General features: G+C 45.3%; 16 protein-coding genes. 10 read left to right on the top strand and 6 right to left on the bottom strand.

The window, feature by feature from the left end:
* Positions 1-136 precede the first annotated feature (136 nt).
* From hdrA2 to HWN40_RS07645, 7 genes are all read left to right on the top strand, one after another.
* Positions 137-2,491, top strand: coding sequence for a CoB-CoM heterodisulfide reductase HdrA2 (gene hdrA2, locus HWN40_RS07675; RefSeq protein WP_176965183.1), 2,355 nt, complete (start codon positions 137-139; stop codon positions 2,489-2,491).
* Entirely contained in the window at positions 2,488-3,822 is a 1,335-nt protein-coding gene (locus tag HWN40_RS07670; RefSeq protein ID WP_176965182.1) for a 4Fe-4S binding protein, read from the top strand. The genes hdrA2 and HWN40_RS07670 overlap by 4 nt, the downstream gene beginning before the upstream one ends.
* A gap of 114 nt (positions 3,823-3,936) precedes the next feature.
* Positions 3,937-5,835, top strand: a complete 1,899-nt coding sequence (gene gatE, locus HWN40_RS07665; protein WP_176965181.1) for a Glu-tRNA(Gln) amidotransferase subunit GatE — start codon at positions 3,937-3,939, stop codon at positions 5,833-5,835.
* Between the two features lie 13 nt (positions 5,836-5,848).
* Positions 5,849-6,922 carry a DUF5050 domain-containing protein gene (locus HWN40_RS07660; protein ID WP_176965180.1) on the top strand — a complete coding sequence of 358 codons (1,074 nt, stop codon included), beginning with the start codon at positions 5,849-5,851 and terminating at the stop codon, positions 6,920-6,922.
* Positions 6,923-7,027: 105 nt separating this feature from the next.
* Entirely contained in the window at positions 7,028-8,125 is a 1,098-nt protein-coding gene (gene carA, locus HWN40_RS07655; protein WP_176965179.1) for a glutamine-hydrolyzing carbamoyl-phosphate synthase small subunit, read from the top strand.
* Positions 8,125-11,355 carry a carbamoyl-phosphate synthase large subunit gene (carB, locus tag HWN40_RS07650; protein ID WP_176965178.1) on the top strand — a complete coding sequence of 1,077 codons (3,231 nt, stop codon included), beginning with the start codon at positions 8,125-8,127 and terminating at the stop codon, positions 11,353-11,355. Before carA ends, carB begins: the two co-directional genes overlap by 1 nt.
* Positions 11,356-11,384: 29 nt before the next feature.
* Complete coding sequence (locus tag HWN40_RS07645) at positions 11,385-12,566, top strand: argininosuccinate synthase (RefSeq protein WP_176965177.1); 1,182 nt, start codon at positions 11,385-11,387, stop codon at positions 12,564-12,566.
* Between the two features lie 60 nt (positions 12,567-12,626).
* Here the strand turns inward: HWN40_RS07645 and HWN40_RS07640 are convergent, their stop codons facing one another.
* Entirely contained in the window at positions 12,627-13,439 is an 813-nt protein-coding gene (locus HWN40_RS07640; RefSeq protein ID WP_176965176.1) for an HNH endonuclease, read from the bottom strand.
* 166 nt (positions 13,440-13,605) lie between these two features.
* Here HWN40_RS07640 and HWN40_RS07635 point away from each other — a divergent pair, with 166 nt between their 5' ends.
* Positions 13,606-14,988 (top strand): ATP-binding protein, encoded by a 1,383-nt coding sequence (locus HWN40_RS07635; protein ID WP_246275868.1) that lies wholly within the window; start codon positions 13,606-13,608, stop codon positions 14,986-14,988.
* 12 nt (positions 14,989-15,000) lie between these two features.
* Here HWN40_RS07635 and HWN40_RS07630 read toward each other — a convergent pair whose 3' ends face one another.
* The gene (locus tag HWN40_RS07630) at positions 15,001-16,425 is read right to left on the bottom strand and encodes an ATP-binding protein (protein WP_176965174.1); all 1,425 of its coding nucleotides are present in this window, start codon (positions 16,423-16,425) and stop codon (positions 15,001-15,003) included.
* Positions 16,426-16,781: 356 nt separating this feature from the next.
* On the opposite strand from HWN40_RS07630, the gene HWN40_RS07625 reads away from it, so the two are divergent.
* A complete protein-coding gene (locus tag HWN40_RS07625) occupies positions 16,782-17,408 on the top strand; it encodes a cysteine hydrolase family protein (RefSeq protein ID WP_246275867.1) in 627 nt (208 codons plus the stop codon).
* Between the two features lie 83 nt (positions 17,409-17,491).
* On the opposite strand, the gene HWN40_RS07620 is transcribed toward HWN40_RS07625, so the two are convergent.
* Positions 17,492-18,979, bottom strand: a complete 1,488-nt coding sequence (locus HWN40_RS07620; protein ID WP_176965173.1) for a PEGA domain-containing protein — start codon at positions 18,977-18,979, stop codon at positions 17,492-17,494.
* Between the two features lie 93 nt (positions 18,980-19,072).
* Between HWN40_RS07620 and HWN40_RS07615 the strand changes: the two genes are divergently transcribed.
* Positions 19,073-19,522 carry a YqaA family protein gene (locus HWN40_RS07615; protein ID WP_176965172.1) on the top strand — a complete coding sequence of 150 codons (450 nt, stop codon included), beginning with the start codon at positions 19,073-19,075 and terminating at the stop codon, positions 19,520-19,522.
* A gap of 60 nt (positions 19,523-19,582) precedes the next feature.
* Here HWN40_RS07615 and HWN40_RS07610 read toward each other — a convergent pair whose 3' ends face one another.
* The 3 genes from HWN40_RS07610 to HWN40_RS07600 all read right to left on the bottom strand — a co-directional run bounded on the left by HWN40_RS07610 (position 19,583) and on the right by HWN40_RS07600 (position 22,657).
* On the bottom strand, positions 19,583-20,062 hold the full coding sequence (locus HWN40_RS07610; RefSeq protein ID WP_176965171.1) for a hypothetical protein: 480 nt from the start codon (positions 20,060-20,062) through the stop codon (positions 19,583-19,585).
* Positions 20,055-21,650 (bottom strand): BCCT family transporter, encoded by a 1,596-nt coding sequence (locus HWN40_RS07605; RefSeq protein ID WP_176965170.1) that lies wholly within the window; start codon positions 21,648-21,650, stop codon positions 20,055-20,057. The genes HWN40_RS07610 and HWN40_RS07605 overlap by 8 nt, the downstream gene beginning before the upstream one ends.
* Before the next feature lie 140 nt (positions 21,651-21,790).
* On the bottom strand, positions 21,791-22,657 hold the full coding sequence (locus HWN40_RS07600) for a DUF1638 domain-containing protein (RefSeq protein ID WP_176965169.1): 867 nt from the start codon (positions 22,655-22,657) through the stop codon (positions 21,791-21,793).
* Positions 22,658-22,794 lie beyond the last annotated feature (137 nt).

The raw sequence follows: 22,794 nt of genomic DNA, 5'->3' as shown, positions 1-22,794 counted from the left end.
TTGTCATGGATTTTCTTGTTCCGGCAATTTTAAATAGGTTTTATTCAAGATCAATAGGTAGCAAAGTTTCTTTCCTTTTATCCAAAACTATATCTCATTCCACGTCGTCCATTCTTCAAAACAAGGAAAAATCAAAATGCGCATCGGAGTATACATATGTCACTGCGGCCTGAACATAGCCCATACCATTAACGTCGTTTCCCTTCAGGAGAAAGTGAACGATCTTGAGGACGCTACGGTTGTAAGGGACATCCAGTTCATGTGTTCTGATTCCGGACAGGAATCCATAATCAAGGATATCAAGGAAAACGAGCTTGATCGTGTGCTTGTTGCTGCATGTTCACCTCATTTGCATGAGCCTACTTTCAAGAGGGTGCTTACAAAGGCAGGTCTTAATCCTTTCCTTCTGGAAATGGTAAACATCCGTGAGCAGTGCTCATGGGTTCACCAGGAAGAGCCACAGATGGCCACCCAGAAGGCATTTGATCTTATCAGGATGGGTATTGCCAGACTGAAACTGCTCGATCCGCTGGAGATAGAGAAGGTCGAGGTCACAAAGGATGTGCTTGTGATCGGGGGAGGTGTTGCCGGTATCGAGGCCGCACTCACGCTTGCGGATTCGGGCTATCATGTCTACATGGTTGAGAAGGAGCCCACGATAGGTGGCAAGATGGCTCTGCTCAACGAGGTTTTCCCAACCAATGACTGTTCTATTTGTGTGCTCGCGCCCAAGATGACCGATGTGCAGAACCATCCGAACATAGATCTTATCACGATGGCCGAGGTCAGCGAGGTCACGGGTTCTGTGGGAAACTTCCATGTTACCGTTAAGCAAAAACCCCGGTATGTGGATGAGGACAAATGCAAGGGCTGTGTGGAAGAATGTGGTGGCGTATGTCCTGTTGAAGTTTCCAATCCATTCGACTTCGGACTTGGCAAGGCCAAAGCCATCAATATGCCAATCCCGCAGGCAGTGCCACAGGTAGTCTATATAGACAGTAAGTACTGCGTTGGCTGTGGCCTGTGCAAGCAGGCATGTCCGGCGGATGCCATCGATTATGAGCAGAAGGAGGAAACGCTGGAGTTCACTGTGGGTGCCATAGTGCTTGCAACCGGTTACAAGCTCTTTGATGCGTCACGCAAGCCGGAGTACGGTTACGGAATCTATCCCGATGTCATCACCAATATGGAACTGGAACGCCTGTTAAATGCTGCCGGTCCCACCAGGGGGAGGGTGCTTGTCCCGTCCACCGGAGATGTTCCGCACAAGGTTGCATTCATCCAGTGTGTGGGTTCAAGGGACGAGAAGGTGGATAATCCATATTGTTCCAGGGTCTGCTGCATGTCCAGCATGAAAAATGCCCAGTTGCTCAAGGAACGCTATCCTGACATGGATATTACCATTCATTACATTGACATCCGTGCATCCGGTGAGATGTACGAGGAATACTATATAAGGACCCAGTCCATGGGTATCAACTTCACTCGTGGCAGGGTTGCAGAGATACTGCCGGAAGATAGCGGAAGACTTAGTCTGCGTTATGAGGATACACTTGCAGGTGAGATACATGAAGACCCGTATGATATGGTAATTCTGGCAACAGGTATGGAAACCGTATCGGATGCCGACCAAATCTCCCGTGTGCTGAATCTGACTACACGTTCTGACCGTTTCTTTTCAATAGCCCATCCCAAGATGCGTCCGGTTGATTCTCATGTAAAGGGAATCTATATAGCAGGATGCGCCTCCGGACCCAAGGAAATACAGGTTTCCATAGCCCAGGGCAGTGCAGCAGCCTCCAAGGTAATGCAGTTGCTCTCAAAGGGTGAGCTGGAAAGCGATCCGCTCAGTGCACATGTTAATCCTGATGCATGTATCGGCTGTTCCATCTGTGCCGATGTGTGTCAGTTCAATAAGATCAGTATGATTGACCACAAGGCTGTTGTGGATGAGCTTTCCTGCATGGGATGCGGTGCATGCAGTGCATCCTGTCCGTCAGATGCCATATCCATGCGTAACAGTACTGACGAGCAGATCTTCTCGCAGATACGTGCAGCCACCGAGGTCAAGTCCCAGTTCCCCCTTATAATCGCATTCCTGTGTAACTGGTGCAGCTATAAGTGTGCCGACCTTGCTGGCACATCACGGGTTCAATATCCGAGCAATATCAGGACAATCAAGGTCATGTGTGCAGGACGTGTTGATCCTGCATTCGTGCTCGAGGCATTTGAACAGGGTGCCGACGGTGTGCTTGTAGCAGGTTGCAGGCTTGGTGAGTGTCACTATATCTTTGCCAATTACAATGCAAAGCACAGGATGGAAGCCCTTCAGGAAGTATTGAAGGACATAGGCATCGATCCCGAAAGGCTGAAGGTGGAATGGTTATCCGCTGCCGAAGGTGAGAAATTTGCAAACACGATTGAGGACATGGTTGAATATCTGGAAAAGATCGGTCCTATAGGTTCCGAACTGCTGGAGGAGCCCCAATGACTGAAAAACGTGAGGACAATTGCGAGGAAGATTCACTGACAGTTATAAGGGAAATGGATGTGGAAGATACACATTTCATCTACAAGCTGATAACCGATGAATCAGTCAAGTTCCTTGATTATGATTACAAGCGCTGTATTGGCTGTGGTCTCTGTGTCGGCCTGTGCCCCACAAAGGCACTGGAACTCGGTCCCATGCAGGAGATATCCACTGGCCTTGATGCTCCGCCTGTGACACTTGATCTTGATAAGTGCACTTTCTGTTCAATGTGTGCAAGTTTCTGTCCGGTAAAAGCATTCAAAATGACATCAGAAGGTGATTTCCCGGAACATGAGAAGTTCCCGGAATTCGATTCATATGTCAGGATGAACGAGAAATGCCTGCCATGTGCCCTCTGCAAAGCATCATGTCCCGAGGATGCCATTGATGTGGAATTCACCTTCCCGAAAAAAGAGGAGATAGCATTATTCAAAGAAGATGCCGAAGGTGAGATCGAGATTGATACCGATAAATGTAACTTCTGCGGCCTGTGTGCGGAGTTCTGTGATGCTTTCCTTCTGATCGAGAAAGAACCGACTCCGACCGACCCCACGCCTTTTGAGCTCCTGCTTGTGGACGAGGACAAATGTGATTACTGTGTGCTGTGTCAGGATCTCTGTCCCGAGGATGCTATCACGGTCAAGGGTGAAAAAAGAGGTGAAGCTCCGCAGATAGAAGGCAATGTTACAGTTGACGATGATAAATGCACACGTTGTACATGGTGTCAGGTAGTCTGTCCCTACGAGGCGGTCGACCTCAGGAAACCTTTTGAGGGTGAGCTTCGGCTGGTGGATGCGAATATAAATAAATGTGATCCGCAGGGATGTCATGGCTGTTTTAACGTATGCCCGTCCCATCTCTGGTACGTTCCCGAGGATGGCGATGCTAAGATTGCGGTGAAGGAAGACTACTGTATCTACTGTGGGGCCTGTGTCAATGCATGTCCCAAGGACGTTATGACTGTCTCACGCAGTGAAGTAGCCCATACTGAGATTCCTGATTCTCCATGGGCGGACCAGTGGCGCGATGCCGTAGATTCAATGATCACCGGAAAACGAAAACTTCCTGATACATCGCGGACACTTGAGGTCGGTAAGGAAGCTCCCAGGGAGCATGTTGAGGTTGAATTCCCCGAGGTTGATGGTTCCCTGCTCAAACTTGCCAAAGAACGTATTGAAAAAGCAAGGCCTGTACTTACAAGTCCGAAGATAAGGAAGATGCTGGAAAGCAAGCCTGCTTCCGAAGTTAGGGAAGAGTTCAGCAAAAGGACCGGGTCCGAAGACGAACAATAACTTTATACATGCTTATGCATTTTCATGTGTATCTTTAAGGACAGATTCACAATATCATATACTGCTATGATTATCCTGATAAATTGATTGATACTAATATTGGTGATATTTTCCATGAGTGACAAATTCGATTATGCCGGACTCGGTTTGAAATGTGGTCTTGAGATACATCAGCAGCTTGATTCCAAACAGAAACTCTTCTGCCGATGCCCTACACAGATCAGGGAAACCGGTGAGTCGACCTATGAATTCTTCCGTTACCTGCGTCCGACTGCAAGTGAGATGGGTGAGACCGACAGGGCTGCACTGGAACAGTCCAAACTCAAGCGCAAATATGTCTACAAGGGCTACGACACCACCTGCCTGGTGGAAAACGATGATGAGCCACCCAAGGAGCTTGACAGGGAAGCCCTGGATATCGCGCTGAGCATAAGCAAGCTCCTGAAAATGAAACCCGTTGACCAGGTGCATGTAATGCGTAAGATCGTTGTGGACGGTTCCAATACATCCGGTTTTCAGAGAACGGCTTTTCTCGGAAAGGACGGTCATCTTGACACTTCAGTAGGACCTGTAGGTGTCGGTGTACTCTGTCTGGAGGAGGAAGCATGCCAGAAGATAGAGGACAAGGGTGATTCTATCATATATTCCCTTGACAGGCTGGGTATTCCGCTTGTTGAGATCGGCACGGATCCTGATATCATCTCTCCTGCACATGCAAAGGAGACCGCACAGCAGATCGGTATGCTCCTGCGCTCAACAGGGAAGGTCAAACGAGGACTTGGGACCATCCGTCAGGATGTTAATATCTCCATTGCAAAGGGTGCCAGGGTTGAACTTAAAGGTGTACAGGCACTGGATATGATCGAGACAATTGTCGAGCGGGAGGTCGAACGTCAGGTCAATCTGCTTGAGATCCGTGACGAGCTGCTGGAAAGAGGTGCTTTGGCCTGTGATACTATCTTCGATGTCACCGACCTTTTCAAAGAAACAAAGTCCAAGGTCGTAAAGAAAGCATTGAAAAAGGGCAAGGTGCTTGCCGTCCTGCTTCCGGGATTTGCCGGTTTTGTGGGCAGGGAGGTACAGCCCGGCAGGCGTCTGGGTACGGAGTTTTCCGACCGCGCCAAGACATCAGGTGTTGGCGGCATATTCCATACTGACGAGCTTCCCAAGTACGGCATAAGCGAGGATGAAGTAAGTTCACTTCGTGAGACCGTGGGAGCCGGTGAAAATGATGCTGTAGTTATGGTAGCAGATTCTGAAAAGCGTGCCAGGGGTGCCATGGAAAGTGTGATCATAAGAGCACGTGAGACCCTTGAGGGTGTACCCGAAGAAACAAGGCGTGCGCTGCCTGACGGGAACAGCTCTTACCTGAGACCTCTTCCCGGTGCTGCAAGGATGTATCCTGAAACCGATGTTCCACAGACTGAAGTCTCAGAGGAATATTTCCTTTCAGTGGAAGTACCGGAGCTGCTGACCGAGCGTGCAAAACGCTTTGAATCCGAATTTGATCTGCATAAGGAACTTTCCGAGAAGATAGTCTATTCAACTTATCTTCCTCTTTTTGAGGATATGATGCAACGTTTTGCCCAAAATCAGAACATCAATGCGACCCTTGTAGTCAGGACACTCACCGGAACACTTCCCGAACTCAAACGTGACGGTGTGGAGATCGATAATCTTGATGATCATCATTTCATTGATGTATTTACACTCGTTGCAAACGGGGACATCTCAAAGGAAGCAATCGACCAGGTGCTTCGGGAAATGGCAGCAGATCCGTCTATGAGTGCCGAGGATGCGGCAGATAAACTTGGTCTAGGAGGAGTTGATACCGAGAGTATCGAAGCTTTCATTGATACTGTGATCAGCGAAAGGGAGGAATTCGTCAGGGAAAAGGGTCTTGCAGCAATCGGTCCTCTTATGGGTCCGGTGATGGCCGAGTTCAGAGGTAAGGTTGACGGAAAACTTGTGAGTGATATCCTAAAACAAAAGATTAATAAATATATAAATTGAATATATATTTTTAATGTACTCTTTCCCACACCTTCTTCCACCCAAAAAAGCAGCCTGTCTGGTACTTGCTGCTATTGTATCTTTATTGCTGATCCATGCGGCATCAGCCGAAATGTATGTCAATGAAAATGTTCAGTTGACCAACGATTCCAACTACAACCACCCATCCTGGAGCCCGGATGGGGAAAAACTGGTCTTTGCTTATGATCAGGCTATCTGGAGCATGAATGCTGATGGCTCGGGCAGGAAGAAACTATATGATAACCTCGCATGGGAAGGGGATCCTGTATACAATCATAACGGAAGCAGGATATATTATGCCACCGAGAGCAAGAAAGCCTATTCTGCACGTTATACCAGCATACACGTGATGGATGCTGACGGCGGTAATGTTGTAAAGCTCACGGAAAGCGCGGATGCTAAGGATCCTGTTGTAAGTCCCGACGGAACGAAGATCGCTTATGTTTCAAGACTTGCCGGCAACTATGATGTATGGATCATGGATACGGACGGTTACAACAATGAAAGGCTGACCGACAGTCAGGGTGATGAAAGCTCTCCTTCATGGAGCCCCGATGGCAGCAAACTGGTTTACTCACTTGAAGGTGCCATACTTGTCCAGGAAACGGATTCCGTAAAACCGACAGTGTTGCTGGATAATTCCTATGATAATGTGGAACCATCTTTCAGTTCAGACGGGAATATGATAATCTTCTCATCGGATCAGGGTGGGGACTATGATATCTGGATCATGGGTGCAGACGGTAAAGGTTTCACCATGCTGACATCCGTGTCGTCCAATGAAAGGGCACCTGCGTGGAGTCCTGATGGGAGCAAAATTGCCTATGTTTCCAATGAGGACGGAGAGTATAATATATGGATAATGGATCTGAAAGATCAGAATCTGCAATTGCAGGAAGAAGAGGAAGAAATAGTTGATACTGAACAAAGGCAAATGAATCCTTATATTGACAGGATAAGATTGTTTGCCAATGAGAACCCCAGGGATTTCATTATTTCAGTGCTTATAATTTCATTCCTGCTTGTCAGTCTTATCGTTTATTCGTTCCTCCGGAAGATTCGCTGATCTAAGTTCCTGAACCTTTTTTATTTTTATATTAATACCGTTCACACCTGCAATCCATCGTAATACTTATAGCCTATTCCTTACATGTAGACGCAGGTTCGTACAATGAATGCAGTATTAGGATTAGAAGATGGGACTATTATAAAAGGCACTGGCTTCGGTGCCGAAGGTATCGTTTCCGGGGAACTTGTTTTTACTACTCAATATACTGGTTATGAGGAGGCTCTGACCGACCCCTCCTATAAGGGTCAGATCCTGATGTTCACCTATCCTCTCATCGGCAATTACGGCGTCAGCGAAAGCTGTTTTGAATCTGACGGAGTAAAAGCCGAAGGTCTTGTTGTGAGGGAGGCTTGTCCCGAGCCATCCCACCACCTCTCAAAGAAGACCATTTTCCAGATGATGGAGGATGCAGGTAAACCCGGTATCGCAGGTGTCGACACACGTATGCTTACTATAAAGACACGTGAGCATGGAACAATGCGTGCGGCCCTGATCAATGGAAGTGATGACGGAGAAGAGGCTGTAAGACTGGCAAGAGAGCAGCCCAGGATCTCGGAGATCGACCTGATCTCAAAGGTCACTTGTCCTGAACCTTTCAGGATAGAGAGCCCATATAGGGATCCCTCAAATCCTGTACATGTAGTGCTCATGGATTTCGGAAGAAAGTTGAGTATAGAAAGGAGCCTGCTGTCCAGAGGTATCGATGTGACGGTTGTTCCGGGTACAGCTTCAACATCCGAGATCGAAGCATTTGAGCCAGACCTGCTCTTTTTATCCAACGGTCCGGGAGATCCACAGCAGGCAGTCAAAGGAATAGAGGCAGTAAATAAGTTCTCAGGAGAGTTGCCTATAGTAGGTATCTGCCTGGGACACCAGATCATATCACGTGCACTTGGTGCGGATACATATAAAATGAAGTTCGGACACAGGGGTGCAAACCAGCCTGTAAAGGATTTCGAAACCGGGATCGTACATATAACATCACAAAATCATGGTTTTGCTGTTGATGCGGATACCTTTGAAGATGCGGAAGTCAGGATAACCCAGATGAACGCCAACGACAAAACGGTCGAAGGTGTAGCACACAAGAATCTCGATATTGTAAGTGTTCAGTATCACCCTGATGCGCATCCTGGTCCCCTTGATTCCGAGAAGCTTTTCTTTGACAGGGTTTTCAAAATGGCCGGAGGTAAGAAATAATGCCAAAACGTACGGATATTAAAAAGATTCTTCTTATTGGTTCAGGTCCTATTATGATCGGGCAGGCGGCAGAGTTCGATTTCTCTGGTAGCCAGGCCTGCCGGTCTCTTAAGGAAGAGGGTCTGGAAGTCGTGCTAGTAAACTCCAACCCTGCGACCATCATGACAGATCCTGAAATGGCGGATGCGGTCTATATCGAACCACTCGATGTCAAGGCTGTTGAGAAGATCATTGAGAAGGAAAGACCCGATGGTATCATTGCAGGTATCGGAGGTCAGACAGGTCTCAACATCACAAGTGAACTCGCAGAACACGGTGTTCTTGAGAAGTATAATGTAGAACTTCTGGGAACCCCATTGGAAGCGATAAAAAATACTGAGGACCGTGAGCTCTTCAAGCGTAAAATGGAAGAGATCGGGGAGAAAGTACCCCGCAGCAGGGCAATATCCACACTAAAGGAAGCAGAGGAGCTTATCGATGAGCTAGGACTTCCGCTTATCATCCGTCCCGCATACACACTCGGTGGTGCAGGTGGCGGTATAGCCCATTCAAGGGAAGAACTGCTGGAGATTACAGAAAGGGGTCTTCGCCGCAGCCGTATCAGTCAGGTACTGATCGAGGAGAGCGTACTCGGCTGGAAGGAATTTGAGTATGAGGTCATGCGTGATGCAAATGATACATGTATAGTAATCTGTAACATGGAGAACCTGGACCCCATGGGAGTTCACACGGGTGAATCCATGGTGGTTACACCATCCCAGACACTCAGCGATGACGAGCATCAGATGCTCAGGACCGCTGCGATCAAGATCATCAGGGCTTTCGGAATTGAAGGCGGTTGTAATATCCAGTTCGCTGCAAAGGACGGAGAATATCGTATTGTGGAGGTCAATCCACGTGTGTCGCGCTCATCCGCACTTGCTTCAAAGGCAACCGGTTATCCGATCGCCAGGGTCACAGCCAAGATCGCAATCGGTATGGCACTGGACGAGATTCTCAACGATGTTACAAAGCAGACACCAGCATCATTTGAGCCAACCATCGACTACATTGTCACAAAGATACCAAGGTGGCCATTTGACAAGTTTGTAACTGCAGACAAGACCCTTACCACTTCAATGAAGAGTACCGGAGAGGTAATGGCTATCGGTCGTACCATTGAGGAGTCACTTCTGAAGGCAGTACGTTCACTGGATATCGATATGGACTTAGGTTCCGATGAATGGTCTTCAAGTGAGATCAAGACCCTGCTCAAAACTCCGACAAGCGAGCGTCTGTTCGTTATATATCACGCCCTGAGCAATGGTTTTTCCATAGAAGAAGTCTCTGACTTAAGTGGTTTTGATGTATTCTTCCTCAGGAAGATCAAGAACATCGTTGACATGGAAAAGAAGATAAAAGACGCCGGTTCCTCAGAAAAAATACTTGACGATCTGCTTTGTGATGCAAAACGCATTGGTCTGACCGATGCACGTATTGCGGAACTTACAGGAAAACGCCGTGAGGAGATCAATGACCAGAGGCGGGCAGCAGGTGTAAAGTCCACCTACAAGATGGTAGATACCTGTGCGGCCGAATTTGCTGCAGCAACCCCTTATTATTATTCATGCTACGAGCAGATGTGCGAAGCAGAGCCGTCTGACCGTAAGAAGATACTGATACTTGGTTCAGGTCCAATACGTATCGGGCAGGGAATAGAGTTCGATTACTGTACCGTACATGCGGTAGCGGCCATACGCGAGGCAGGTATTGAGGCACATATCATCAACAACAATCCGGAAACAGTCTCAACTGACTACGACACATCCGACAAGCTCTTTTTCGAGCCTCTGACGCTGGAAGATGTAATGAACGTCATCGATAAGGAGAACCCTGACGGTGTGCTCGTACAGTTCGGTGGACAGACCTCGGTTAACCTCGCACTTCCCCTTGAAAAAGAACTTCAGAGGCGCAGCGATCTCAAGACGAAGATTCTCGGCACATCCCCTGCGGATATAGATGTTGCAGAGAACAGGGAAAAGTTCAATCAGATGATGAACAAACTGGGAATCAACCAGCCGGATGCCGGTTATGCAACTTCACAGGAACAGGCCATCGAGATATCATCGAGAATCGGCTTCCCTGTACTCGTAAGACCATCATATGTGCTGGGTGGCCGTGCAATGGAGATCGTTTACGATCAGACCGACCTTGAACGCTATATGCGTGAAGCTGTGAGAGTATCTCCTGAACATCCGATTCTCATTGACGATTTCCTTGAAGGAGCCGTGGAGATCGATGTGGATGCAGTGTGTGACGGTAAGGATGTACTCATCGGTGCAATCATGGAACACATCGAGGAAGCCGGTGTGCATTCCGGAGACTCTGCATGTGTAATTCCGCCACAGTCACTGTCAGAGGAAGTTCTTGAAATAGTACGCGATTACACCCGCAAGATCGCACTTGCACTTAATGTGAAAGGTCTTGTTAATATTCAAATGGCCAAGAGGGGCGATAAGATATATGTCCTCGAAGCAAACCCACGTTCAAGCAGGACAATACCATTCGTATCCAAGGCGGTAGGTCTTCCACTGGCAAAGATCGCTGCCAGGGTGATTATGGGAGAGAGCCTGAAGGACCTCGGTTATACGGCCGATAAGGAACCCGAGGTCAAACACGTCTCCGTTAAGGAAGTACTCCTGCCCTTCGACAAGCTCCCCGGAGCTGACCCGATACTCGGTCCCGAGATGAAGAGTACGGGTGAGGTCATGGGTGTGGACCCGGATTACGGCAGGGCTTTCTTCAAGGCACAGCTCAGTGCTGATAACCTGCTGCCACTCACAGGTAAGGTCTTCCTCTCAGTCAGGGATGAGGATCAGGAACAGCTTGTGGATGTGGCAAAGAAGCTCAGGGGTGCGGGAATCGAGCTGCTGGGTACTAAAGGTACCGCAGATTCACTTGCTGAACACGGAATTGAGATGGGTATCGTGAAGAAGGTCCATGACGGCAGTCCGAATGTGATCGATATGATGCGCCGCTATGAGGTTGCACTTGTCATTAACACTCCCAAGGACAAACAGGCACGTGAGGACAGCTCAAGGATTCGCCGTGCTGCGGTTGACTTCAAGGTGCCGTACATCACTACAATCCAGGCGGCAATCGCTGCATCCAATGCGATCGTTTCAATGAAGAATGGTGAAGGTGCGGTAAAATCTATAAATGAGTACCACAGGGAAATGATGAGTTCTTAATTCTATAAAGGAAGGATAGGAGTTTTCATATGACAAAGAAAGTTGTACTTGCTTATTCAGGCGGGCTTGACACCTCTGTGTGTATCCCGCTGATCAAAGAGGAATACGGCTACGATGAGGTAATCACAGTTGCCGTTGATGTGGGACAGCCTGAGGATGATGTAAAACAGGCTACAGAGAAGGCACAGAAGATCAGTGACAAGCATTTCACCCTTGATGTGCGTGATGAGTTCGTGAAGGACTACATCTTCCCTCTTATCAAGGCCAACGGAGACTATGAGGGCTATGTGATGGGAACTTCCATCGCCCGCCCGCTCATTGCCAAAAAGGTTGTTGAGATCGCAGAGCAGGAAGGCGCTGTTGCACTTGCGCACGGATGTACCGGCAAGGGTAACGACCAGCTGCGTTTCGAGGCAGTGTTCCGAATGACAGACATGGATGTCATCGCACCAATGAGGGATATGAACCTCACCCGCGAGTGGGAGATTGAGTATGCCAAGAAACATGGCATCCCTGTTGGTGTAACAACCGCAAAGCCCTGGAGTGTTGACGAAAATATCTGGAGCCGCAGCATCGAGGGAGGTAAGCTCGAAGACCCAGGATTCATCCCGCCGGAGGAGATCTACCAGTGGACGGTTTCACCTGAAGCAGCACCAGAGGGCAAGACCCTTGTAATTGGCTTCGAGAACGGTGTCCCGGTATCCCTTGACGGCGAAAAGATGGGCGGTGTGGAGCTTATCGAAAAGCTCAACGAGATCGCAGGTTCACACGGTGTCGGCAGGACGGATATGATCGAGGATCGTGTACTCGGACTCAAAGCACGTGAGAACTACGAGCACCCAGCAGCCACAGTGCTCCTGACAGCCCACAGGGACCTTGAGAAGCTGGTTCTCACAAGAGCAGAACTCAAGTTCAAGAAAGGTGTGGACGAGCAGTGGTCAGAACTTGCCTACTACGGCCTTGTGGACGAACCACTCTACCATGACCTGAATGCCTTCATCGACAGGACCCAGGAACGCGTAACAGGCACTGTCACCGTGAAACTTCACAAGGGCAGCGTTATCATACTCGCAAGGACATCCCCGTACGCCCTCTACTCAGAGGACCTAGTATCCTTCGACAGCGCCACCATCGACCAGAAGGACGCCGAAGGATTCGCAAAGTATCATGGCTTCCAGGCCAGGATGTTCAGGAAGGTTGTTGAGAAGTGAAGTTCATCTTCACTTTCTAACTCTTTTTGTATTATTTTTTTTGTATGCTTAAATAAAGTCTTAGTCTTCAGTTTTTCCTTTTATAAGGGATTCAGAATTTTTACCATAATACAATGGACTTGCATTATCATTATCTTTTAACCATTGAATGTATCCATCTATCGCTGGCCCAGCATAATTTATGGCAAACTCCATTCCAAAAATTGAAAGAACAAAATAAAGCTCCCCAACTTCTGTTTTAAAAATATCAAATTCGTGGACAACTTGTACTTTATTCCCATTTTCGTTAATCCAGAGCTTGTCGGGGTCATGTATTCTACGGGAATAAAAAGGCCATTCATTATTTTGTGCGTAACGTGCATGATTCCGTAGTGAATCTAATTGTATCTCATTTACAAGGTATTCTATGCCCGCAGGATTTTTGATTAATTTTTGGGCCATAGCTTCTAACGCGACCTTTGCCAAAAACCTTGAAACAACTGGACCAACTGGCAATGGTGCACCGGCTGGAATCATAACTTTCCCCTCTTTTGTATTTTTTGCATATTCAAATGCTGTAGGACAGAGTTCAATTGAAAACAAATATGGATCCTTCATTCTCTTGATGACCGTGGCGGGATAATTGGACCCAATCGTTGCCTCAACAGGTGGAATGTTGCCTCTTTTACTCGGTATTATTTGATGAAAGCGAAGAATTTTCATAACTTCCAAATCTAAAAAAGGCTTTTCAACCTTCCTTGAAAAATAATTGTTGCATTTGTCGCAAACCACTCCTTTAGGAAGAATGTGTGATTCGTTTCCAAGTGATTCGGGTATAATATGTTCAATACTTCTAGAATCATTAGAGTCGTGTTTACAAAATATACACTGCATATTTAAACCATTAATTTTTTTTATATGGGTGAAATATGCTTTTTACTACAATTTAACTTTTTGATAGGACAATCCTAATTTTCATCCATACTCATCATTCTATCTTTAACAAATTGATTCTTCTTCGACAATGATTATAAATATAATGATTACAAAAATAATCATTATGGACTTCTACAACCGAGAGAAGGAACTCGCCTTAATGTCCCTCCTCGACAAAAGCAAGCCGTCCTTCTTGGTAATAACCGGCAAACGAAGGGTCGGGAAGACTGAGCTTATCAAACAGTTCAGCAAAAACCGGCAAGCAATCTACTTCTTCGTGGACAGCAACAAGAGCATCGATATACTCATGGACGAGTTTGACAGGCTGCTCAGGGAGGAGATGGACCTGCCAGATTACATAAATGTTAAGGAGCCTGAGAATTTCCTCAAATTCATCACATCCTATGACAGGGATTTGGTGATAGCAATCGATGAGTTCCAGAGATTTCTCAAGGTCTATCCTCCTTTCATCACCCAGCTACAGAGATACTGGGACATGAAGGCGGACAATTGCAGGGTCTTTCTCATCGTGTCGGGATCTTCCATCGGCATGATACGAAAGATCTTCATCGAGGCGAAGGCTCCGCTCTTCAAGCGTGCGGACAACATCCTGACCCTACGGTCATTCACTGTCCGCGAAACCTTTACAATGCTTGATGGCATGGGTATCACGGACCTGCAGGAAAAGCTGAACCTGTATTTCCTTTTCGGAGGAACTGTTTACTATTACCGACTCTTTGAAAAGTACCAGTGCACGGGATTTCTTGATGCTCTTGAAAAACTCGTGTTCAGCGAGTTCGCACCTTTGAAGGACGAGGTAAGGGACATACTCATCGAGGAATTCGGCAAGGAGCACTCCACATATTATGAGATAATCTCTGCTATATCACAGGGAAAGTGTTCCATGAGTGAAATATCGGAGATGACACACGTATCTTCAAGTTCACTGTCGCCTTATTTCTATGATCTCACAGACCTTCTTGGGATAGTGGAATATCGGATACCTGTAACGGACAGTCCTAAAAAAAGCAAGAAAGGCAAGTATTTCCTCAAGGATAATTTCTTCAGGTTCTATGGCCGTTTCATATATCCTGCACTAAGCCAGTACATGGCAGGTAATTACGATCCGATAATGGAAAAGGTCCTGCAGCAGTGGCAGAGCTACACAGGCAAATTATTCGAGGATATTCTCAGGGAACTGATTACAGATAATATCATTTCCGAATATCCCGATGTTGGAAGCTGGTGGAACAGAAGGGGAGATGAGGTCGATATTCTGGCTATAAACCGCGAAAACAGAAAGGTTCTGGCAATTGAGATAAAGAACAAGGAACTTACCGGGAATGAAGCAAGGCGTATTCTTAACTTTACTGCAGATAAGGTTAAACTGGTTGGAGAACTATCCGGGATGGATGTCAGGATAGGGGTTGCTGCAAGGACGGTAGAAGACCGTGAATCACTAGAGAAAGAAGGTTTTGGTGTGTGGGAATTGGAAGATTTTCTGTAGGATTGTATCCTTTCACCCCATAACCCTCTCAACATCCCCCAGATCAAACAACAATACTCCCTTCTCCTCAGCAAACTCCTTCGCTTTCTGAGTGAATCCTGCCCTTGAAATAACAGCAAAGTATTCCTTCCTGTCCCCGTTGTACCACTGGACATATCTGGCCTTGTTCATCAGGTCTGCTATTATGTCGGGTCCAATTTTCTGGTGTTGCCACTTGCATTCGCAGAACAGTATCTCCTTTGTGCTGTTGTTGATGGCTGCCAGATCAATTTCGTAGTTGTTCTTTCCGGGCTCGCCCCTGAACTTGCCCCATTGGAGTCCAATCTTCTCGAAGGTAAAGGGAAGACGATCCTGCCTATTCATTTCCAGCAGGAACTGTTTGCTTATGTCTTCAAATATCGGGGCTGTAAAGGTATCCAGTTCGTTTTCTATTTTTCCAAGCACTCTTTCATAATTTCCAATTTCAAGTTCCGAAAAGGATGGATACACGAACCTGAACCAGAACCTGAAGAAATTATCGTTAATCCGGTAGATTGCCTTTCGGGATGAAGGTTTGTCACATACCGGAATTTCTTTTTTGACCAGATCGAGATCATTGATCAGAATATTAAGATAGTAATCAATGGAAGTTGCCTTTATACCTGAAGCTGTTGCAATTTCCGAGGACTTAGAAACGCCGGAGGCTATGTTCTTCAATATGTTGAAATAGGTATTGCTTTCCTTAAGTTCGGTTTTGAGCAGAACCTCAGGTTCATTGTATAACACACTTGTTCTTGAAAGTGTTTTAACTATAAGTTCCTGCAAATTGGCAGACTCGACTTCTTCCAGATACTTTGGCGTACCGCCATAGATCGTATAGACGTACACTCTCATTTCTACAGGCAGATTCGGGAACCATTTACTCAGTGCATCAAACCTGAAAGCATCAAAAGGAATCTGTCCGGTCCTCCTGCCGTATAGCGGAGAAGCATATTCGAATATCTGATGCATCATTCCGATGGAAGAGCCTGATACCACCAGGAATAGCTTGGAATCTGCAGCTGATTTGTCTATATGTTTCTGCAAATATGAGAATACACTGTTATTGATTCGTGATAATCTCTGGAACTCATCAAAAAGGACGATGACTTGCTCTTTCTGAGACTTTATAAACAGCTTCTCGAATATCTCGTCCCAGGAAGGCAATCCCAAAAAAGCTATGTCAAGTTTTTCATAGAATACCCTGGCAATCTCCATTCTGGTATCTTCATCATTAAGCTCGGGAACCAGCACATAACAGTATTTTGATTTTCCTTTGAGGAATTGTTCAAGGAAACGGGTTTTTCCGAGTCTTCGTCGTCCGATAACAGAAATAAATCGGAAATCTTTCTTTGAGAATTCATTTTCAATATATCCAAGTTCATTCTCACGATTTATGAATTCAGACTTTATTGTCACAACAATAATTGTTGTCACAATAATATTTATCATTTACGACCTTTATCAGGAATACAACATTTATTTAATACTCTCAATTTGTGTTAGTCCAGGTTTCAGTTGCTGATATTAAAATGATTAAAAACATAATGATTACAAAAATAATCATTATTCTATTCTGAGATGATTGAAGAGTTGCCTTAAAACTCTCATACAACAACAAGATTATTGTCTCAACAATAATTGTATTCACAATAATTTTTAACATCTGAAATCCTTATCCTGAAACAAACTTTAGATTAAAATTTATCTTCAACCACCACTCTTATATCCCCTCCACCAAAAAGCTAAATCAGGGATTACCGGAGGGGAAAATTGTGGTAAAAGTCAACAGAGATAGCACTGCATTCATCTTAGTAGATGCACAGAACTTCGTTCTTCATGAGAAAGGAACTGCTGCCCGGTGGGAAGCCTGGAAATTCGCACGGGAAAAGGGGATTATTGAGAGTACGGCCAAAGCCATGGAAAGATTCAGGGCTGAAAGAATACCCATAATCTATGTGAATATGGAGCTGCGGCCCCAGATATCAAAGGAATTGAATGCGAACCTGCCTAACATCGATTTCTGGAAGCCGATCAAGGAACTGGATTTTACAAAAATAAGCCGCGAGGAAGGAGCATTCCAGGGGAGGGTTATCGATGAGTTTGCACCTCATTACGAAGATCTGATAGTCGCCAAACACCATACTATGGATGGTTTTCACAACACGGACCTCGACAGGATACTAAGGTCCTTGAACCGTGATACACTGCTATTTGGAGGTGCCATCACGAATCTCTGTGTCGAAGGCACGGTAAGGGGAGCTTTCGACAGGGGATATGATAGTGTTGTGCTGAGTGACTGTGTGGCTTCAGTAAGTGACGGGGCACAGGATTTTGCCCTGGATTTTATTTTCCCGAAATTCGGCAGGGTATGTACTTCTGAGGAGCTTGAGATTGTGTGATTATTTAATCAGTTTTTTAGAAAAGTAGTGTCAAGTTAATGGGGATGTAATGAAAATAACTTTGTCTATCTTTCTTGCCAACATCACTTTGGGATATATCTGATTCTCTTGCCACAAGCCATACAGAAATTTCCATCTCCGGGCATTGTACTTTCACAGAAAGGACATGAGATGATTTTTGAGCCAATATTGGAGCGCTGGACCACAGAATCCTGTATATGTGTTTCTATCCTGTCACCGTAATGTATATTCTGGATAACTGGACTTTTGGCAGTATCTGGTGTCAGATTCTGTTCTTTTTGTTTTGTATTTCTTGTCTTTTTCCTACGGGAACTCATGACGATAAGGAGTAAAAACCCCACAATTATAGTTCCGGGGAGCAGGATTCTAATTTCTAATGAGTTACTTGAAGTAACAGACGAACTTGCTGCAGATGAGCCACTGACAGTTGCACTGACTTTTTCTGTAAAACTCAGACTGTCCATTGATATTGATACAGAAGTCGTTTCTCCATCATTTACTGTAACGGATCTGTCTATATCTTTGTAGCCTTCCTTTGTCAGGCGAACATTATACTTTTCAGGAGAAATCCCTTTAAGCAACAGAGGTGTCACACCTTTATACGTGCCTGCAAGATATACGCTTGCACCGGTTGGTGTGGAATCGATTTCGATGTTTCCATTTTCCCTGACCATTTTCTTTGAATAAGTAGTTGAAGCTCCGGCTGTAATGTAAAATGAATCAGAGATATCCCTGTACTCATTCATGCTTAATGAGATTGTATGAGAACCCGGTTTAAGTGAATCCACCTTCATTGGGCTGGTTCCTGCATATTTTCCGTCTATATTTACAGAAGCGCCTTCTGGATTGGTTGATATGCTGACGCTTCCAGTTTTCTGTGTAAGCTTCTTTGAGACTGAACTTATTGAACCAGCTACGACATTTACACTGGTACTAATGTCGTTGTAGCCATCTTTTTTAAGTAATATATTATGTTGACCTTTCATTATGCTGGAAATGGTCATTGGCGATTTGCCTGTATATTTTCCATCAAGATATATATCAACATCAGAAGGAGTAGTTGTAACATCAATTTTTCCATAAGGATTCTTAACGGTAAAATACTGTTCATCCTGTATGTAATATGGCCCGAAAGTGTTGATATTAAGCAGATCCATCTCATAGTACTTAACCGTGACATAAATAGTACGGGTTCCTGATGCCGCACTTTTACTTAATTCGACAGGGAAATAGAACGACTTACTTGAGCTTTTATCAATTCTTGATGTCCCTTGAGATGATGATTCTACTACAGTTCCGCTGGCTGGTGATATCTGGACCGATACAGTGACATCCTTCACCCAGTCGCTACCTCCAATCTCTGAAACCTGAACGGCTAAAGTTGCAGATTCTCCAGGATAAAGCCCGGGAGTGAAATCCACTTTAGTGTCAACTATGGGTGTTCCTGCATATGCCGGTGATGACATTAACAAAAGAACAAACAGTAATAAGAATAAACTTCTCACTGCGTTTAATTGAAATGTTGTTTTTAAAAAATTGATTATTAACATATAATTCCCTAACAACGATTAAGCAACTTTTTAAGCATAAGTAATTATATGTAGAATGTATATATAACTTTTCAAAATAGATGAGGGACTTCCATGGTAGATTTAATGCTCCTCCTAACAGATTATGGTTACATAAGCCTCTTTGTAACAAGTTTTCTGGCTTCAACAATATTGCCACTTGGCTCCGAAGGCCTTTTAGTGTTGATGGTCCTTGGTAATTTTAATGTCCACAGTGTTGTTCTTGTGGCATCAATAGCAAATTTTCTTGGAGCGTGTACTTCTTATTATATCGGATTAAAGGGGAGAACCTTACTCATAAGCAAATATATGAAAATATCTGATAAACAGCTCAAACGTGCAGAAGCCTATTTCGGGAAATATGGTGCTATCTCTCTTTTTTTTACCTGGCTACCGGGAATAGGTGATGCCATCGCCGTGGCTGGAGGTGTGTTACACTACAGTTTTTCTCAGTTTGTCATTTTTGTTTTTCTGGGAAAATTATTCAGGTACGCAGCAGTCGCTTACTTTGCTATTCAAATTTGAAAGAGCTTATTCTTCAACTGACGCAAATCAGAGATACCTGTACATCTTTCATTTTCCAGCTTAATAATTGATCCATTTGGAATACTCATTGACAAAAGTTTCCACGATATCATCCTGGGATAGGTCTTTTATGTCATATTCATGGATGCTTCCACTTCGAAGCAGCATCTCCACTTTTGTGACCGGTGGCTGTTCCTCGTCCGCATGTGCAGGGAAGGCAAACTCTCCCTTCTGGTAGACCCGGCCTCTTATCTCAAAATAGAACTCTTCGATCATCTCGTCTGGATCTTTGTCAGAAGGTGCATACACTGTGAGGGTTGCGGATATCAGCCCTGTTTCATCAACATCGATCACGACGGTTCGCCCGTATTTCTCGATCTCCTCTTTCAGATCATCATAAGCAGGGAACACTACGTGTTTGAAGAAATCCCGCATATTGAGTTCTGCAAACTTTGTATGTGCCTCTTTAACAGTCTGATCTTCCGAATCATCCTTATCTGTTCGGAATATATTCCTTAGTTTCCTTTTCCAGCTACTCATCTGCTTCACCCCCTAAAAGTTCTCCTATCATCTGTTTGGCTTTGTTGTCAGATGTACCTTCCGGTGATCTGTTTTCCAGTTCTGAGATACTCTTTCCGTCTGATTCTGCTTTAAGCCCCTTATATATACTGTAGCACATAAGTATCAGGACAATACAGAATGGCAGGGCTGTCGTAAGTGCAGCTGTCTGTAGCCCCACCAGACCGCCAGTCAATAAAAGTACAGCAGCAACAGCACCCTGCAGCAGGGACCAGAACAGCCTCAGAGGTTTTGCGGGTTTAGGGTTACCTTCGGAGGAGAGTATGGATATCACAAGGGAACCCGAATCTGAGGAGGTCACAAAGAAGGTCATGACTACAATTGTGGCAAGAGCAGAACTCAGCAGAGAGCCCGGCAGTCCGTCCAGCAGGACATAGAGTGCCGTGGGGATGCTGGTCTGTACAGCCTGAATAATCCCTCCGTTTCCGAAGATTTCCATGTGTATCGCAGTGTTTCCGAAAACAATGATCCATATGAATGTGACCAGAACAGGGGCAAGCAGTACTCCCCGGATAAACTCCCTTATAGTACGACCTTTGGATATCCGGGCAATGAACATCCCGACAAACGGGGACCAGGATATCCACCATCCCCAGTAGAACATCGTCCAGGTCTTCTGCCATTCTATTCCGGTAAAGGCATCTGTCTGGAAAGTCAGGGAAACGATGTGCTGCAGATAGTAACCTATGCTCTGTACATATGAGCTCAAAAGAAATACCGAGGGACCTACTATGAAAACAAAGACAACAAGTATGAGGCCCAGCATGATATTCATCTGACTCAGTATGCGTATACCGCGGTTCAGTCCTGACATCACTGAAGTTGTGGCAGCCAGCGTTATGAATGCTATGAGAAGTATCTGGTTGTTCACGGATACCGACATCAGACCGAGATAATCCATGCCTGAGTTTATCTGCATCACTCCAAGACCCAGTGATGTGGCGACACCGAACAAGGTACCGAAGATTGCCAGCACTTCAACGATATTACCGCGTACCCCGTATATCCGGTCACCGAATATCGGATACATTGTAGATCTGATGGTCAGTGGCATGTCATGTCTGTATGAGAAATAAGCCAGGGCAAGGCCCACTATAATATAGATCGCCCATGCGTGCAGTCCCCAGTGGAAGAATGTGATATTCATTGCCTCCACTGCAGCTTCCACTGTTCCCGGTGCAGCTTCCCTTGGAGATGCAAGGTGGATTATAGGTTCGGCGACACTGTAAAAAAGCAGACCTATCCCCATACCTGCACTGAAGAGCATTGCAAACCAGGTAGTGTCCCTGTACTCCGGTCTGTCAGAGCTGTTTCCCAGTCTTATATTGCCGTAGGGACTCAGGTAGAGCCAGATTACAAATATCAGGAAAAAGGCAACAGAAAGGATATAGAACCAGCCGAAATTGCTCACTATCAGATCCTGTACGGATGTGAATGCATCAGTCAGTCTTTCTGTAAAAAGGACTCCTATGATAACGAAGAACAATACCAGAGCTGCAGATACTGAAAAAACATATGAGTTTAATCCGGAATTTCTCCTTCCATCCATTGTTTTGTTCCTCGCCACGAGATACTAATGGCAAAAGGGCAAATTACAAAAAACTTTCGACTATGTATTAGTACGTCCTGTAAAAAAGTAAAAATTAAGATCACAGAAAACAGCTCTGCTATAGATCGAACTTCTCTGTTTCAGGCAGTTTTAACCATCGGACTTTCAATTTCATTTCCGATTTCAGCAAATACATCCCCGGAGCCTGTTATAGTTTGAGATTCCATTACCTTGTCTCTGAAAACTGCATAGGAACCATTGATAATCTCATGTTTACCTTTAATTTCAAGGATATTGAGCTGGAATGTGTCGGCGAACTCCTCGATCATCTCATGGTAGCCATCGGTGTACTGCAGGCCGGTGTCTATTTTCACGACAGTTTCATAACCCATGGAATCTAGGACGAACCTGGCCATTTCGATATCTTCCCTGTTCTCGATAAAACCGCTGTGCTGGAACATTTCCTGCCAGTTCTTCACCCACATGGGTGTCATTACTATTGCGCTCTTTCGGTTGAAACCGGATACAATCTTCAAAAAGGACTTGCGACCGCCAATTGCCGCACCAATGCAATCGTCCACTATCTTTCCTTCATTGTCTTTCAAGATAGAGACGGGACAGGGCAATTGATCAAGATCTTTTTCTATTCTCCTGAGCACATTCCCGCAGAGGCCGTAGAATAAAAAGATGCCATCAGAGAAATCAGCGATACGTTTTATACTACCGTAGACCTGGTCTCTCAGGTGTTTTGGATCGCCGTGTAATGAAAGGGGCATGATGTTGACCGTAACGACATACTCATTGTTGTTTGCTGAGCTGTATAAATTTGAGATCTCATCCGGAGAAATCATTCTGTAGGAGATACCGCATTTCTCCAGTTTTTCTGTCAGGCCGGCAGACTCCTGGTTTTCAATAATGATTATATCATCGATCTTCGGGTCTTTACATAATGTATCAACTATCTCATCCTCAAACATCCTGCATCCGGTTATATTCATCACTGTCATCTAAATCCTCTGGATTATTTGTGGATCAGAGATGTCGATATTAACAGCATTATCTGTATAATCACCAGCATTATTCTGCACAGAACATGTGTTCTGATTGACCCTGTCGATAATATCAATACCTTTGATTATTCTTG

The sequence above is a fragment of the Methanolobus zinderi genome, assembly GCF_013388255.1.
In the GTDB taxonomy this organism is placed as follows: domain Archaea; phylum Halobacteriota; class Methanosarcinia; order Methanosarcinales; family Methanosarcinaceae; genus Methanolobus; species Methanolobus zinderi.
Note: the sequence above shows the minus strand (reverse complement) of the source record. Positions and strands in the feature narration are given on the sequence as shown.